Source organism: Planococcus beijingensis (assembly GCF_016820615.1).
Taxonomy (GTDB): Bacteria; Bacillota; Bacilli; order Bacillales_A; family Planococcaceae; genus Planococcus; species Planococcus notacanthi.
In genome coordinates, this window is the sequence record NZ_JADHDZ010000001.1 from 1093419 (window position 1) to 1108753 (window position 15335).

Genomic DNA, 15335 nt, shown 5'->3' on the forward strand with positions numbered 1-15335 from the left:
CGAGTATCCCCCAATTATTCCTAGATAAAGTACTATTTCGTCAACCGCAAAATAATACCTGCAAATTCATTTGTTTTATTCGAAAAGGGGACAGGACATGACAAAGTTGACTGCATGGGTGATCGGCAGTTTTGTATCGGCCACCATCTTATGTGTTTTCGGGCAAGGGATCGCATATTTTTTGAATGGCAATGTTATCGATATCTCGCCAGTTTATTATTTGACGGCTTTAACTGTTTTGGGTATTTCATTATATGCAGTGGCTGCGATCTTAATTTTTTTCCTGTTCAAAAAGAAAAAGTATGTTTCTGAAAATCGGGAAATCTATTTAATGATCCTGTGCATAACTGCTCCAAGTGCATCTGTCTGGGCATTTTTTGTAACGGTAATGTGGTGGGGATAGGAACGAAGTTTCACAGAAAAGCGAATTATAAACGGTCCTAAAGCTTTTGATTTCATGAGAATAAAAACAAATTTTATATTTATACGACAGCACGTGCTATAATGTAGAACTTAGGGCAAAATCAACTTTTGCCGTAATTGAACGGATGCCAAAAAGCCTCCGCTTCCCGAAAGAATATGGAGGTGTAAGAAAATGAATAAACGATGGAACTTTAAAGAAATTAAAGCATTTGTTGAAAAAAACTCAGACAGCAAATTATTGTCTACAGAATACCACGGATTTTCTCAAAAGCTGCTGTTTAAATGTGCATGCGGCAATAATTTCGAGAAAACATTTACGAAATTCAATACGAAAAACCAGCGTAAATGTGATGTATGCCAGCCGCCAAAAGCACCGCGAGGCCAATAATAACTAACGAAAGCACTGATTTCTGCATTGAGAAATCAGTGCTTTTTTATGTCTGGGCGCAAGTTCAATACTTCTCATTGTTTACTGCAGGCATTTATTTGTTTCGAATGCTGAATTGGTATTGAGTGTTGGTGATGGCCAAAATACCAACAATGATAAAAATGCTGAACAGCTGTGATGAATCTGACGCAATCGAGTAAAACAGAAGCAGGACAATCGCTCCCAGCAACAGGGAATTCATAGTGATATGTGTTTTATATAAACCGCCAAGCATTATATGCTTTTCGCCATCATCTGAAACATTCAACAGTTTTTCGGCATATTTCTTATCAGTAATGGAAGGCAAATCTCTTTCTGGATACATATTTTTCATCAATCCTGGCAGAATGCCGGAAATGATAAAACTGAAGACGATCAGCACAAGACCGAAAATCAGCAGCCAAAGCGGCTGGGTCGTCAAAAGGCTTAAGCTCATTGATGCCAAACTGAACAAGATCGCCAACGTGGAAGCAAGGCTTGCGTCCGTATATTGTCTGTACATTCGCCCTTCAGCTGCATCTTCTTCGTCTCCGGTTAAATCCTGTTTGGCTAGATAGCGGATACTGACATAACGGTAAGCGGAAAAGACAACTAACACTGCAGCGGCTGCGAGAATGACCAGGTTTCCAGGGTAGGCGTAAGGCGATAAGTCGATACGGAAATCTCCATCCAAAACAGCGAGCATACCGAAAAATCCAATCAATGCACCGATCACCAATTGACCGATTAAACTTCCGTATTTTTTCATTTCAGTTCCTCCTCTTCAAATTGAAAAATCTCTTCGACGGGTTCTTTAAAGACACGGGCGATTTTCGTAGCAATCAGCAGAGAAGGCATAAATTCTCCCCGTTCAATCAAACTTACCGTTTGCCGGGAAATCTTTGCCCGTTTCGCTAATTCTGTTTGATTGATGCCCAATCGAGCCCGTAATTCCTTTAATCTTGTCTTCATGTCTTCACCTCACTATAGGTAAAGTGTAAACGATGTATTTCAAAATGACAAGTATATTAGTCATATTGAAAATTATTGTTGTCTTTCTCCAATAATTTATAAGGATGAATAAAAATTGACTCCGCATGGCATGGGTGTTATATTTTATTTGATTAGAGACAACAAGAGTCTGTAATATCTCTAAAAGGAAAGGAAGGCCATTATGAAATATTCAAACGCGACGAACTATGCTTTGCACACGATGGTGCATCTTATCCGGTTGCCGCAAAACAGTACGATAGGTGTTCAGGAACTGGCGGAATTTCAAAAGCTGTCGCCAACTTATCTTTCGAAAATATTAACCAAGCTTACCAAGGGTGGACTGATTGAATCAACTCCGGGTGCCAAAGGCGGGTACAAAATCTCCAAGTCTCCAAATGAAATCTCATTTTTAGATGTCATTATTGCCATTGAAGGAGACAGCAAGCTGTTCAATTGCTCGCTTCATCACAATGAAGGCTGCCTGATAGAAGAAGTCATGCGACAATCTGAAGAAAATATGAAATCTGAACTTGAAAGCCGGTTATTGATTGATATCGTGAAGAAAATGGAGAGCAGAGCCGAAACAGCCACCGGCAACTAAATTTATAAAGAAGGAAGATGATAGCATGATAATGGATTGCGCAGTAATCGGCGGAGGGCCTGCTGGATTGAATGCTTCACTGGTTTTGGGCAGGGCAAGAAAGAAAACGGTTTTGTTTGATGACAATAAACCAAGGAATATTGTCACATCGGAAGCCCATGGATTTATAACACGCGACGGGATAGATCCTCAGGAATTGAAACGAATTGCCCAAGACGAACTGGCTGAATATCCGAATATCCAAATTGAAAAACAGCGGGTGCAAAGCATAGTAAAAGTACAAGAGCTGTTCCATATTGAAACCGAGCAAGGTGATCACTTCCAAGCCCGAAAAGTGATTTTAGCGACGGGCTTTAAAGAAGTTCTTCCGGCTATCGACCGCTTGAACGAATTTTATGGAAAGAGCCTTTTCAGTTGCCCATTTTGTGATGGATGGGAGCTCAGAGACCGTCCGCTCGTTGTGCTTGCAGAAATCCCAGGGGCTTTTCATATGGCTAAAGTGGCTTCCAATTGGACGGATGATTTGATTGTCTGTACGAATGGAAAACCGGTCCTGTCTATAGAGGAAAAAGAGATTTTGGAAAAGAACAGCATCAAAGTCAACGAGAAAAAGATCCGCTCATTGATTGGGACAAACGGTAAATTGGAAGCCATTGAGTTTGAGGATGGCGAAAGTCTTTCCCGTACAGGCGGGTTTGTAGCATCCGAATGGATACAGGCTTCTGGGTTTGGCACATCACTCGGCTGTGAGTTGAATGAACGGGGCGGTGTGGAAACCGATCGTTTTCAACGGACCAATGTCGAGGGAGTCTTTGCTTGCGGAGATACGGTGATGGATGGGCCATCACAATTGATCATCGCTGCTGCAGAAGGCAGTATGGCTGGGATTAGCGTCAATGGAGAACTGCTTGAAGAAAAGTTAAAAAAACAGGACAGGTTGAATTCGATTCAAAATTAAAGAGAATGAGGAGAGTTGCAAATGCCAAACAACCACAGCAAGCCCCACGAAAAAACACATGGCCATCACCATGGGAAAATCTCTTATCTGGAAAACCCGGAAAGAAGAAAGGCATTTTCTCCCGAAACCTTGTTGAAAAGAATTCCATTGAAAAACACTGACTCTGTTTTAGACTTTGGTGCTGGAACCGGTTATTTCACGATCCCTGCAGCTAAACAAGTCGATGGCGATGTCTATGCATTGGATACTGATTTGAGTATGCTGGAAATGATCAAAACAAAAGCCGCGAAAGAAGAGCTTACTAATATTGTGCCAATCCAAGGCGGTGAAGGAGAGCTTTCAATCCCGAAAGAATCCATCGATGTGGTCATTGCATCATTGGTTTTACATGAAATTGATCCTTTGGCAGAAACGTTAATGAAGATAAAAGAGTTGCTCAAAGCAGGTGGCCATTTGGCCGTCGTTGAATTGGAGTCTAAAAAAAAGCCGGACCAAAAAGCGCCGAGAGTTTCATTGGCCGGCATGGAAAAGGAAATTGAAGATGCAGGGTTGTGTATTACCGATAAGTTCTTTCCAGCTGACTCCTTGTATGTTCTCATTGCCCGGAAGCAAGAGTAGGCAAAAGGTTTACTGACTGATATACAGAATGGAAATTTAGCTCTGGATGATTGGTAAAACAGAAAGTCAAAATCACAAGATATCGGCGATAATGAACTGTGCGTTAGCTGCAGAAATGGGAGATGAACCATGAAGCTCAAAATAGGGATGGCGATTATAGCCATTGGGATTATCATATTTTTTATTTTGCAGGCTCTAGTGTTTTGTGAAGAATGCGGCAGCGATAAAGCGGAGAGTCAGCAAGATGCTGCAAATGCGGTTTATGAGATAGATGTTCAGATGAGTGAAGACGGGGGCTTTCAGGTTGGAGCTTCAATTGAAGTGACGAATGATTCAACGGATACCTGGTCTGAAATCGGCTTTTATCTGGTGCCGAATGCCATGAATTCGGAAGAAACTTCAAACTACGAAGATGAAGATCTTGAGATGGAAGTTTCTTCAGTCTCCATTAACGGTGCAGAAACCGATTATAAACTGGACAACAATGAACTGCTAGTGGAATTGGAAAACAAGCTGGAGCCTGATTCCGCAGCTACTGTGGCCGTTGAGTATTCGATGATCTTGCCGGAAGGCGGCATGCGATTATCTCAAGTGGGAGATAATTATTACTTGGCCCATTGGTACCCGATGCTCGGCATTTACAAAGATGGCTGGGATATTATCGATTATGATTCAAAAGGGGAATCCTACGATACGGATTACGGCGACTATACTGTCAGCTACGAGTTGCCCAAAGAATACCTGGTAGCCAGTTCAGGTGAAGATGGACCGATTGAAGCGACACAGAACGGTCTGGTGGAAGGTCAAAACATCAAAGATTTTTACCTGGCAATCATGGACCCAGATGAGTGGGAAACCGAAACCGTCCAAGCCAACGACACCGAATTGCGGGTGTTCACGCCCGTTTCGGCAAACATGCTGGAGGAAACCTCAGAATTGGCTGCTGAAGCTTATGTGTATTTTGAAGAAAATATTGGAGACAATCCCTTTGGTGAATTGGATATCATCGGGAACGACGGCTATATGGAATACCCGAACATCATAGAAGTAGCCGCAGATGAGGAATCGCAGGAGTCGGTTTTGGTACATGAAATCGCCCATCAATGGTTTTATTACTTGGTGGCGAATGATCCGTATCAGGAAGCGTGGCTTGACGAAGGCTTGACGGAATTCGCGAGTTCCATTTTCATCAGCGAACGCTATGACGATGACGAATATGGATTTTGGAGCGCTGCAGCAGCTGAAGATTACTATCCGACAGAAACTTATGTGAACATCCCGCTCGATAAATTTGTGGATGAATCGTATTACTCAACCATTTATGGCAAGGTTCCAATGTTGCTTAAAGAATATTTTGACAGCCTGAATGGAAATGAAACAGCGCTGGAGTTCCTCGCTGCCTATTACGCAGAATTTCAATTCAAACAAGTCGGCACCGAAGAGTTTAAAGCATTTTTTGAAATGTATTTTGAAGGGGATCAAAGCGAATTTCTGGATAGCTGGTTAAAGTAGGAAAATTGTAGGAAGGAAAAGGGAAACTGCAACAATACTCACTCTTTCCCTTCCTTTGATGAAAAGACCATAGACAAAACCCGATAAGCTGAATCGCCAGTCTGACTCTACATCTAAAGTCTTAGTCTTAAGCACCCCTGAGCCCGATGGTTTAAATGGTAAAGCCGGTTATGCTGGTATTATTAAAGATTTACCAAAATTCAGGAGGTGCTTTATGCAGTTGAATCAAAAATTGGTTTTATCATCTATTCTTTTATTGGTTGCTCTATTGGCCGGCTCTGGATTATTCCTGAATTCATTGGAAAGGAATCAATGGGTCTACGAAACCTTGATCGAAGTGTTTCAAAACGATGCGAAAGTAAAACAGGATATGAGCAGAGGAGAAGTCACGGTTTCCGCAGATGAATTTGCGGATAATATGGTTATTTTTGTAGAAGACGTCCTAATGTATCCTTTTTACATGTTGGTCTTTGCCGTATTCCTAGGCTTGTTCGGATTTCTGATGATGGCGACCCATCCTTCGATTGCGTCAGCTTTTCTTGCGCTGGCCGGTGTATTATCCCTGTTCACTTTAGTTCCACCTGTTTTATTGTTTTTTGCTGCAAACAGTTTAGTGAAGTCGGGTGGGACTTTAACGGCGGTGCCCCACAGGAACGCATTTTGATCACTGGGTAGATCGGCAGAAAAGGAGCTTTAAAAAGGCTTCTTTTTTTATGCGTATATGGCTAAAGCATAAGGGAAAAGAAGGAGTTTTCAATGAAATGGAGAATATAACCAACTAGCTTGAAATGGTGCATTTGTGAGGGAGGAACAATATGTACAAATTGCTTATGTTGTTGTATTGGCTTTCTGCATTCCTTACGCTTGCTGTTTTCTATGGCATGAATAGTTTGAGTGAACCGGTAAAAAATGATGATTTCGGAGGAGGAAATGGCAACCCGACTCTGGTTATTCCATTTTTCCTCATGTCGTTCATTTTGTATTTCTTATATGGAACGATTGAATTATCGATGAGAGCAACCAGCAGGTGGTTCAGTCCTAAAGGCATTTGGACTGGAATTGCAATCAGTTTCATTTATGTGGCTGTATCCTCTGCTTATACATTGAAAAAAGCAAAAGACTTTCGGATCTATATCGTTGAGACAAAAGATGCTTTTGACAACCCCAAAGACTTTTCCTTATTCACTATTTTTTCCAATCATATTTTCTTTAACCCACTGACTTTTGGTCTGCTGGTGATGGGGTGTTTTCTGATAGGATCGGTTTGGAGTTTAATTAGACAAGCACCTGAGAAATAAAGAGAAGATACATATTGCCGTTCGCATAAGAAAGGACATAAAAGGCATGTTAACTTACGGGTATTACGTTGTATTGCTGGTTTTAATTCTGCTAGCGGCATGGAGTACGTGGGGGGAAACCCATAAAACGATTATGTATGGAATTGCCATAGCCGGACTTTTAGGTTTAGTCGTCCTAAAAGTATTAGAAAAAAGCCGATGTAAAAACTGAAAAGACTAACAACTATGTTAAACTTAACCAATAAATACTGGAGGTGTTATAGATGTCCAATGAAGTACTTGGAATCATTGCTTTGTTGTCCATAATCATCTGGATCGCGGTTTCCAAAGAAGCGGTAAAACCGACGAAAGAACTCCAGTGGCCGAAGATGTTAACTTTGCTGTCTGCAGGAACTGCATCAGCATTCGTCATCACTTTGTCGCTTTTTCAAAGCCTGCCGTTCTAAAACAGGCTCAGTGAGTTGAGTCTGTTTTTTTCTTTCTGTACTGAAAACGCCAAGCATAATAAATAATCCAGGCACTTAAAAGAACCAATGAGGAAAGATATTGGTAAGCATAGTCTGCAAAAATCAGAATGGAAAATCCGATAATCGCTGTGGGAATCATGATATAAAGAGAAACTTCAATCAGTGGGGGGTTCTACATCCCCCGCTGATTGTTAGTTGATCCAGTCGGACTTTTACGGGCAGTAAGACTCCCGCTTATAAAAGCGGGAGTCTTACTGCCCGTTAAAGCGGGATATATCCACATTCTTACTTCTTTGTTTTTCAAACTCAATTCGAATCGATTCGTCATGGGCATCTCCTCGTTTCTGACAAGTTAATAAACAATAGATTTGTTTAATCATACCTTTTTTTGGCAACAGGAACAAAAAAACCTTTTGTTTTCAAAATCTTTTGACTCTGCAAGCATTGTAAGCTATGATATTCCAAAACTATACAAAAATTCTGCGACGAAGAGAGTAGTTGCATATGGATACGTCAGCGAGCCGGGGACAGTGAAAGCCTAGTGATGTCTGCTGCAATGAACCGCACTTCCGAGAAACTGCCTGAACCTTCCAGTAGGGCATGTCGGTGAAACCCGTTATCATGTTTAAGTTGGTCTGTTTAATTATGGACAATGAGAGTGGTACCGCGGGAAAGCCCGTCTCTGTATGAATGCATACAGAGATGGGCTTTTTTATTTTTAGTTAAAAGAGGGGGCTATGAAATGGAATTAAAACAAACGTATGCTGAGGAAATTGCTTTAGAGCTGAATGGGCTTGTGGAGCTTGATGAAATCGTGAATTTAATTGAACAGCCGAAATTCGACACACAAGGAGATCTGGCTTTTCCTTGCTTCATATTGGCCAAAGCATTAAAGAAGTCACCTGTTGAAATTGCGAAAGAGCTGGCACAGGCAATTTCCCACCCGTATTTTGAAAAGGTGGTAGCGGAAGGGCCTTATGTGAATTGTTTTTACGACAAGCTGGACGTCAGCTTAATGGTCATGAAAGAAATTTTGCATAAGCAGGAAAATTACGGCTCTTCAGAGCTTGGGCAAACCAAAACGGTAACGCTGGATTTTTCATCTCCAAACATTGCGAAGCCGTTTTCCATGGGACATCTGCGCTCGACGGTTATCGGCAATTCTTTGGCAAACATCTCTGAGAAATGTGGCTATAAAACCGTTCGAATCAACCATCTTGGAGACTGGGGAACGCAATTCGGCAAATTGATTACCGCGTATAAGCTGTGGGGAAATGAACAGCAAGTGAAAGAGGCCCCTATCAGTGAATTGCTGAAGCTTTATGTAAAATTCCACGATGAAGCTGAAAAGAATGCGGAGTTGGCGAACGAAGCCAGACTGTGGTTCAAGAAACTTGAAGATGGAAATGAAGAAGCCCAGCACTTATGGAAATGGTTCCGTGATGAGTCGCTCCAGGAATTCGCTAAAATCTATCAACTATTGGATGTTGAGTTTGATTCCTATGACGGAGAAGCTTTTTATAACGACAAGATGGATGAAGTGGTGGAGCTTCTGGTAGAAAAACATTTGCTGATCCAATCGGAAGGGGCGGATGTCGTTGATTTGAGTGATTACAGCCTGCCGCCCCTATTAATCAGAAAATCGGATGGCGCCACACTATACGGCACCCGCGATTTGGCGGCAGCTTTGTTCAGAAAAAGAAGTTACCAATTTGATCAATCATTTTACGTCGTGGGGCAAGAACAAACGCTTCATTTTAAGCAATTGTTTTTGGTGTTGGAAAAGATGGGATATGAATGGCCAAAAGACATGGTCCATGTGCCGTTCGGCTTTATCTTGAAAGACGGCAAAAAGATGTCGACTCGTAAAGGCGGCGTGATTTTGCTAGAACAAGTCATCAAAGAAGCAATCGCTCTTGCGGAAAATAACATTGCAGAAAAAAATCCAGCGTTGCCGGATAAAGAAGAAGTAGCCAAAATGGTGGGCGTAGGGGCGATCATTTTCCATGATTTAAAAAATGACCGCCAAAGCAATATAGAATTCTCCCTTTCGGACATGCTGAAGTTTGAAGGCGCTACAGGTCCTTACGTCCAGTATACGCATGCGAGAGCCCGTTCCATTTTATCGAAGTCTGCAATCGATCTTACACTGCTCAATCCGGCAGGACTGAATGACCCTTACAGTTGGCCGATTATAAAAAGATTGCTGGCGTTTCCTGAAGTGGTTATCAAGAGTTTCGATTACGCCGAGCCGTCTCAAATTGCCAAGTACCTGATATCGCTGGCCCAGGAATTCAATACCTATTATGCTCATGTGAAAATACTGAGCGAAGACATCGGTTTGGAAGGAAGAGTAGCATTGGTGCAATCCGTAGCTATCGTTTTAGCAGAAGGCTTAAAATTACTCGGGATCAAAGCGCCAGAACGAATGTAAAGGAATTTTGGAGACCATCCAAGCCTATACCAGAATAAGAAATAGCTGGGTTCCCAGGACTTTAACGTATTCAAAGCTGAAAATTTTTACTGATTATTACTTATTATGGAATTAAATAATGCTATACTTTCAATATATCAGACAAAGTAAAATAATCTGTCAGTTTTGTGAGGATGGGTCTAAGTTAAGGGGGAAGCGTAGTGAAACAGCATTTAAACGAATGGAAAACGCCTTCCATCCTGCTGGGTTCTTTGGGCATCGCCAGTCTGGGTGATTTCATCTACTTGGTGGCAATTAACATCATCGTTTACCAAATGACCGGTTCGGCAGCTGCTGTGGCAGGGCTTTGGGTGATCGGTCCGTTGACCAATATTGTGACGAAATTCTGGACAGGCAGCTTTATCGATTACCGAAGCAAGAAAAATATCGTAATGGTGACTTTGGTCGCACGGGCATTGTTTATCGTTTTCATCCCCTTGGCGCCGAATCTTCTGGCGGTGTATGCGATTCTCGTTGTTCTCAGCGTTGCCAAGTCCTTTTTCGGTCCCGCTTCAATGACTTATATCACCATGCTGGTGTCTCCGCATAAGAGAAAGCGATTTAACTCGCTTCGGTCATTCAGCTCATCGAGTGCATTCATCATTGGTCCAGCTATTGGTGGAACGCTTATCCTCACAACCAATATTTCGGTCACTTTGTGGCTGACGGCTGTGTTCTATCTGCTGGCCTCGTTGTTGCTGGCTCTGTTGACTGAAACCGAAAAAATCGAACCAACAGAAATTCCTGCTCTGACGTTTGCTCAAGTCGCAAGAGATTTTACAGTCGTCTATGCTTTTATGACTGAAAGAAAATATGTATCTGCGATTTACCTGGGTTTTCTTGCGGTGATGTTGTTTTCTTTTGCCATGGATGCCCAGGAAGTGGTCTTTACCCAGCAGGTGATTGGTCTGACGGAAGTGGAGTACAGCCTCCTGATCAGCATCACGGGCATCGGTTCAGTGAGCGGGGCGATGTTGCTGTCCATCTTTTCGAATAAAGTATCTATCCGTTATATGATTGTCATCGGTTTGTTGATGATGACTTTCGGCTATGTCATATACGCATTTTCCTGGTCTTTTGCATCGGTTACTGTCGGCTTTATCATACTTGGATTCTTTAATGTCTTTTTGAATGCGGGAATTGCGACTTTTTATCAAAACAATGTACCGGTGTCTGTCATGGGGAGAGTGACAAGCATCTTCCAATTGATCCAAAGTATTTTTCAAATCTTTTTCATCCTGGGCATTGGCTTGCTGGCCGATCTAGTTTCATTGAAACTGACGATTGGGGCTCTTGCAGTGATTATGCTAGTGGCCGCTTTCTTGTATGCAATAGCGGTGCTGCACCCGAAGTATTCCGGCTGGTATGAGGAAGCGGAAGAAGAACTGGAAGAAGAGCTGGCTTAAAAAATATAAATGCCAGATAGATGGGAGTAAATATAGATGTTGATCGACCAGAAAAACTTTTCATCAAGTAATGTAATTTTTAGCATACGGACGGCATCTGAAGAAGATGCCAGTCATTTATCTGAACTAAGGCTGAAAATAGATGGCGAAACCGAAAACTTAGACAGGGAAAAAGGAGAAGCCTACATAGATGAAGCCGGGTTCAGAAAAATAATTGAAGAAGATAAACTTAGTGGAAATAGCTTGTTTCTAGTAGCCGAAACAAATGGAAAACTTGTAGCATTTTCAAGGTGTGCAGGAAATGGACTGAAAAGAACTTATCACCAGACAGAATTTGGTATCGGCGTCTTGCGTGAGTATTGGGGATATGGCATTGGGAAAAACATGCTGAATGAATCAATCCAATGGGCAGACGCGAATGGCATCCAAAAACTAACCTTAAAAGTGTTGGAAACCAATAGCAAGGCCATTGCTTTGTATAAGAAATTTGATTTTGAAGTAGAAGGCATATTAAGGAAAGACAAACTTCTTTCGGATGGGGATTATTATAATACGGTCTTGATGGGCAGGTTCAACATACATGATTAATTTAACGCAGAAACACCCTCGCACGAGACATCATGTCTTGTCTTATGCGGGGGTATTTGTGTGAATGGATTCTGTGCAACTTCAGGATTTGTATGATACCGCCCTTTTGGCACTGCAAAAGGAGATCCGGAAACGAGATCTTTGATTACGACGCAGTCAAGGTCAAAATGGCTTTGGCCGATGGACTGTTGTTACCTCGAATGGCGGTCTATCAGTTCGAATAAAACGATTAAAATCAATAAACTCAAATGATCAGACTGATCATCATCACTTAGTTAAATTGTTGGTTATTTTAGTGCGATTTCAACAAATACTTTTGGACTTTTTTCAGTTCTCTGTTATGCATATATATTGAAAGGTGAAAACTAGTATTTTTTTATAAAGAATTAACGAGATAAGCTTGCGTAATTTAACTAAAGTTAGGAGAATTAATAATTGCGTTCGTTATTACTGCAGAGACGGTAGACTTCCTTTGTCAAACCTATCCTGGCTTCTAATGATTACGGACATATCCGGCAAGGTATTTATAAGCTTTTATGCAGTTCAACAGATCTAAATCGGGACTTTAAACGTTAATTCAATAAAGCAGCTGCATGCAAAAGAAAAGAGGAAGTTCAATTGAAAGACAATAGAGAGAAAGGGGATTCCGATAAAATCCCCAAAAAGACGATAGGCAGAAATACATATAAAACAATATGGAGATGGCATTTGTATGCAGGTGTTCTTTTTGCACCGCTCCTTTTACTTTTAGCAGTAACAGGCTCTGTTTATTTGTTTAAAAGTGAAATTGAAAGTGTACTTTACCAGGAATATTATCAAGTTGATCCACAGAAAGAAAAAGTGGCTGTTTCTGAACAGCTGGAAGAAGTGAAACGGTTATATCCCGAAGCCATCGTCACGAAATATCGGCCAGGTGAAGACAATGAGCGTTCGAGTGAAGTAACCATAAGTACAAACGAAGAATCTCTGACGCTTTTTATAGATCCTTATACAGGGAAGTCCGTTGGAGAACTGAATAATGAAGATCGGATTATGGATAAAATTGAAGAAATACACGGCGAACTTATGGCTGGAACGCTGGGTGATCGGATTGTCGAATTGGCTGCTTGCTGGGCCATTGTACTATTGGTGACGGGTTTCTTTTTATGGTTTCCCAAGAAACCAAAAGGTATGGGAGGGGTTTTGTTTCCCCGATTGAAAAAAGGCGGAAAGATTTTAAGGCGCGATTTGCACGCAGTTCCTGCTTTTTGGGTTTCTGGAGGGTTATTATTTTTAATCCTGACAGGTTTGCCGTGGTCAGGATTCTGGGGAGCAAATTTTCAAGCAATCACAACAAATACTGGGGAAGGTTACCCGCCTTCGGTATGGATAGGTGAGGCACCTGTTTCAGGAGTTGAAACACAGGATATTGCAGAAGTTCCCTGGGCTGCTGGAACCTTGGATGTTCCCATATCGAGTTTGCAGGGTCTGGTACCGCAAACACTGGATCAAGTGGTTAAAATTGCAGAGCAAACAGGCATTTACCCAACCTACTCCATTATCATTCCTCAGGAACCGGAAGGCGTCTATACACTTTCCGTGTTCCCGCCTAAAGCCCAGGATGAAGCGACTATTCATATTGATCAATATTCGGGTGCGGTTCTGGCGGATTACCGTTACGATAATTACGGAATAATCGGTAAGGTGGTAGCGTGGGGGATTACGTTGCACAAAGGAACTCAATTTGGTTTGGCCAACCAACTTGCTAGCCTGATTATTTGCTTAGGCGTTATATTGACAGCGATAAGCGGCGTTTATTTATGGTGGAAGCGAAAACCGAAAAAAGGGATGGGTGGACCAACTGCACCAGCTCTTTTTAAAACGAAAATGTTTCTTTGGCTGATGATCGGATTGGGGATTCTATTTCCACTGGTCGGTTTGTCGATATTGATTGTCTGGTTATTTGATTGGCTGATCATCCAGCGCATCCCAGTTGTTAAGCGGTGGTTTAACGCCTAAACGAAGAAAGGCGGACAGAAAAATGAAAAGGAAATACTTATTGGTTCTATTCATCGGTGGTATGCTTCTCCTTAGCGCTTGCTCCCTTCGAAACGATGCGGCGGATTTGTACAAGAAAGAGAACGCTCTTCAAGTTAAAGTAGCTGTCCCCGATGTTATTGCTGCTGATGAGCCATTTAAAGTGCAAGCAATTTTGTCGCGAGATGGTGAGAAGCTTGAAAAAGCTGATTTTGTTCATTTTGAAATTTTAAAACATGACGGTTCGTTTCGTTTGCCGATGGAAGAAGCAGCATTCATAAAAGAGGGGCTGTATGAAATGGAGCTTTATCTTGAAGAAGATGGACTTTATTATTTGGATGTCCACGCCGGATTTAAAGGTTCCATCGTCAATCCCCGCCAGCAATTCATCGTCGGTGAGCTGTCGGAGGCAGAGTTGGATGCGCTAAAAAAAGGGACAGTTGCAGATCAAGAAATACCTAGTAAACACCATTAGTATTTAGTAAATGAATAGGAGCAACGAAAATGAAAAGCGAAACTGCACGATTAATACTGCTTCCATGTGACAGCCAGTCAGCTCAAGTCATAGAAGCTCAACACTATGAGAACGGTCCTCAAATCGCCGATCACGTCAAAGAATTGAAAAACGATCCGACATTATATGGTTGGGGAAGTTGGCTGGTGCTGCGGAAATCCAATGGGTTGATCATTGGTGATGCGGGATTTAAAGGGAAACCGGATTCGAATCGGCAAGTGGAAGTAGGATATGGTTTTCTAGAATCTGAGTGGGGAAAAGGCTATGCTACAGAAGCTGTCGAATGCCTTTTGGATTGGGCGTTTCATAAAAAGGATGTTATAAAAGTAATCGCAGAAACGGATTTGGACAATATCGGATCAATCCGCGTCCTCGAAAAGCTGGGGATGAAGAGAACTCAGGCCACATACGATATGATTTACTGGGAAAAGAATAAAGAAAACATCTAGAACGATAAAGTTGGAGACCAAAATCTTTTGGCTTTAGTTTTTAATCAGTTTTTCAAGCACGACGTCTACATGGTCCCACTCATAGATCAATTCATTTAAAACGGTCCCGGATATTTTTATCGCTACAGACTTTGTAAGCCTAGCCCCGTAGTATTCATAAAAATACCGGGTTTTATTCTCCTCGAGTACTTCCACAAATACGCTTTTGTAACCCGATTGCGTGAAATGAAGAAACAATTCCGCCAGCAGTAATTTTCCGATTCCTTGCGATTGATAGTCCTTCAGCAAATAGATGGAAGTTAAATCAGCCGCCCCTTCAACGGTGTTGGTTCTTCTTTTTGCTGCAGTACCGAAGCCGATGATGGTGCCATCAGCATTCTCAGCTACCACGATATAATTTGTTTGATCTGAAATATTGCAATCCCATAATGTTGTCCGCTGCTCATAGGATAAGTTTTCCAGAAATTCAGCTGGCAGTATGTTCTTGTACGTCGTTCTCCAGCTGTCTACATGCACTTTTGCGATGCCTGCTGCATCTTTTGCTTGTGCTTGCCTGATCTGCATTATTATCCCCCTTTTTTCTGTCATTGTAGTATGAAAAATTTTCATCTAA

Annotated in this window: 18 protein-coding genes and 1 other annotated feature; of the genes, 15 read left to right on the forward strand and 3 right to left on the reverse strand. The window is 41.8% G+C overall.

Features of this window, described 5'->3' with window-relative positions:
* Positions 1-97 precede the first annotated feature (97 nt).
* On the forward strand, positions 98-403 hold the full coding sequence (locus IRE19_RS05175; RefSeq protein WP_203339527.1) for a hypothetical protein: 306 nt from the start codon (positions 98-100) through the stop codon (positions 401-403).
* Positions 404-595: 192 nt separating this feature from the next.
* Positions 596-811: a hypothetical protein gene (locus tag IRE19_RS05180; protein ID WP_203339528.1), complete on the forward strand. Its 216-nt coding sequence runs from the start codon at positions 596-598 to the stop codon at positions 809-811.
* A gap of 94 nt (positions 812-905) precedes the next feature.
* Here the strand turns inward: IRE19_RS05180 and IRE19_RS05185 are convergent, their stop codons facing one another.
* Both IRE19_RS05185 and IRE19_RS05190 read right to left on the reverse strand, forming a co-directional pair.
* Positions 906-1598: a DUF3169 family protein gene (locus IRE19_RS05185; protein WP_203339529.1), complete on the reverse strand. Its 693-nt coding sequence runs from the start codon at positions 1596-1598 to the stop codon at positions 906-908.
* Positions 1595-1801 (reverse strand): helix-turn-helix transcriptional regulator, encoded by a 207-nt coding sequence (locus tag IRE19_RS05190; protein ID WP_191714293.1) that lies wholly within the window; start codon positions 1799-1801, stop codon positions 1595-1597. Before IRE19_RS05190 ends, IRE19_RS05185 begins: the two co-directional genes overlap by 4 nt.
* Positions 1802-2003: 202 nt before the next feature.
* Here IRE19_RS05190 and IRE19_RS05195 point away from each other — a divergent pair, with 202 nt between their 5' ends.
* The 13 genes from IRE19_RS05195 to IRE19_RS05255 all read left to right on the forward strand — a co-directional run bounded on the left by IRE19_RS05195 (position 2004) and on the right by IRE19_RS05255 (position 14722).
* Entirely contained in the window at positions 2004-2423 is a 420-nt protein-coding gene (locus IRE19_RS05195; protein WP_191714294.1) for an RrF2 family transcriptional regulator, read from the forward strand.
* A 25-nt stretch (positions 2424-2448) separates the two neighbouring features.
* On the forward strand, positions 2449-3381 hold the full coding sequence (locus tag IRE19_RS05200; protein ID WP_203339530.1) for an NAD(P)/FAD-dependent oxidoreductase: 933 nt from the start codon (positions 2449-2451) through the stop codon (positions 3379-3381).
* Positions 3382-3402: 21 nt separating this feature from the next.
* On the forward strand, positions 3403-3999 hold the full coding sequence (locus tag IRE19_RS05205; RefSeq protein WP_203339531.1) for a class I SAM-dependent methyltransferase: 597 nt from the start codon (positions 3403-3405) through the stop codon (positions 3997-3999).
* 129 nt (positions 4000-4128) lie between these two features.
* Positions 4129-5511: a M1 family metallopeptidase gene (locus IRE19_RS05210; protein WP_203339532.1), complete on the forward strand. Its 1383-nt coding sequence runs from the start codon at positions 4129-4131 to the stop codon at positions 5509-5511.
* 214 nt (positions 5512-5725) lie between these two features.
* Entirely contained in the window at positions 5726-6175 is a 450-nt protein-coding gene (locus IRE19_RS05215) for a hypothetical protein (protein ID WP_203339533.1), read from the forward strand.
* Between the two features lie 151 nt (positions 6176-6326).
* Positions 6327-6809 (forward strand): hypothetical protein, encoded by a 483-nt coding sequence (locus IRE19_RS05220; RefSeq protein ID WP_203339534.1) that lies wholly within the window; start codon positions 6327-6329, stop codon positions 6807-6809.
* 263 nt (positions 6810-7072) lie between these two features.
* A complete protein-coding gene (locus IRE19_RS05225; protein ID WP_203339535.1) occupies positions 7073-7255 on the forward strand; it encodes a hypothetical protein in 183 nt (60 codons plus the stop codon).
* A gap of 494 nt (positions 7256-7749) precedes the next feature.
* Positions 7750-7963, forward strand: a binding site (T-box leader).
* Positions 7964-8018: 55 nt separating this feature from the next.
* The gene (gene argS / locus IRE19_RS05230; protein ID WP_203339536.1) at positions 8019-9710 is read left to right on the forward strand and encodes an arginine--tRNA ligase; all 1692 of its coding nucleotides are present in this window, start codon (positions 8019-8021) and stop codon (positions 9708-9710) included.
* A 200-nt stretch (positions 9711-9910) separates the two neighbouring features.
* Positions 9911-11155, forward strand: coding sequence for an MFS transporter (locus IRE19_RS05235; RefSeq protein WP_203339537.1), 1245 nt, complete (start codon positions 9911-9913; stop codon positions 11153-11155).
* Positions 11156-11191: 36 nt separating this feature from the next.
* Positions 11192-11743 (forward strand): GNAT family N-acetyltransferase, encoded by a 552-nt coding sequence (locus IRE19_RS05240; protein ID WP_203339538.1) that lies wholly within the window; start codon positions 11192-11194, stop codon positions 11741-11743.
* Positions 11744-12397: 654 nt separating this feature from the next.
* A complete protein-coding gene (locus IRE19_RS05245) occupies positions 12398-13741 on the forward strand; it encodes a PepSY domain-containing protein (protein WP_203339713.1) in 1344 nt (447 codons plus the stop codon).
* 22 nt (positions 13742-13763) lie between these two features.
* Positions 13764-14234, forward strand: coding sequence for a FixH family protein (locus tag IRE19_RS05250; protein WP_203339539.1), 471 nt, complete (start codon positions 13764-13766; stop codon positions 14232-14234).
* Between the two features lie 29 nt (positions 14235-14263).
* Positions 14264-14722 (forward strand): GNAT family N-acetyltransferase, encoded by a 459-nt coding sequence (locus IRE19_RS05255; protein ID WP_203339540.1) that lies wholly within the window; start codon positions 14264-14266, stop codon positions 14720-14722.
* 33 nt (positions 14723-14755) lie between these two features.
* Here IRE19_RS05255 and IRE19_RS05260 read toward each other — a convergent pair whose 3' ends face one another.
* The gene (locus IRE19_RS05260; protein ID WP_203339541.1) at positions 14756-15286 is read right to left on the reverse strand and encodes a GNAT family N-acetyltransferase; all 531 of its coding nucleotides are present in this window, start codon (positions 15284-15286) and stop codon (positions 14756-14758) included.
* Positions 15287-15335: the final 49 nt, after the last annotated feature.